The organism is Ruegeria sp. AH12, from assembly GCF_056541465.1.
In genome coordinates this window covers 1-925 of sequence record NZ_JBQFYL010000097.1, presented here as the reverse complement: position 1 = coordinate 925, position 925 = coordinate 1, and the positions used below count along the sequence as shown (strand labels likewise).

The 925-nt window shown below is 60.5% G+C and carries 1 pseudogene; it reads right to left on the bottom strand.

Annotation, left to right across the window (positions count from 1 at the left end):
• Positions 1 to 62: 62 nt before the first annotated feature.
• A pseudogene (locus ACR0EL_RS21880) lies at positions 63 to 925 on the bottom strand (transposase); the annotation flags it as partial.

Here is a 925-nt window from a genome sequence, read left to right as displayed (position 1 = left end):
TCGGGAATCGTCAGAAGCGGGTTTCAGACCCTAATCGGCTTGTTCCAGGAGTGTTGTTGGATGATGAAATCGCAGATGACCGTCAAGAAGGCGGCTGCGAGCCGTTTGAGGTTGATGGCAGCTGCCGTGAGGAAGGATTGAACTCGCATGTTGTCGAGGCCGCGACGCACAGCACGGGCGAGGCCATGCCAGGTCTTCGCTTCGCCATGAAAGCCTTCGGAGCGCCAGCGATGACGCCGGTAGAGCCGGTCGTCCTCTTCGCTCCACCGATCGCGGCGGCGCCGGGCGCGCAGCAAGGCCGGATAGTTATGGACGATGACGAGCGATTTGGTCACGCGTGAGGGCGAGAGGCATAGGTCGGCCAGATCGCAACCCCGGCAATCGCGCGCTTTCGATGCGAAGAACCGGCCATGATCGATCTTGGCATTGTTGGGCCGCAGGATCTTTCCGCGCGGGCATTTCACCAGATCGTGCTTTTCATCATAACGGAACCGCCTCAGCGGCACCTTCGAGCGGATCGGCTCTGCCTTGGTGGGAATGACACCAGTGATCGTGCGTGCCTCCAGCCCGGCAAAGACCTTGGCATAGGCGTAGCCGGCGTCCGCCGTCACGGTACCTATGCTGGCCCCGGTGAGCGCAGCCACCGTATCAAGCTGATCAAGGATAGTTTGTCCTTCGTTGACCTCACCCGTAGTGACTTCGACGTCGAGTATCACACCGCAAGCGTCATCGACCGCGCCATGCTGCTTGTAGCTTGGTTCCAGACGGCGGTTTCGACCGCTGGTCGCCATGGTCGCATCCGGATCGGTGAGGCAGATTTTCTTAGACTTGCCAGTCTTCTTCGAATTCTGCGGTTCTTTTTGCGCGGCGGCGTTCTCGTCGCCGTTCGTATGGGCAACGGCTTCGGCATGGCGCACGGCCAGGC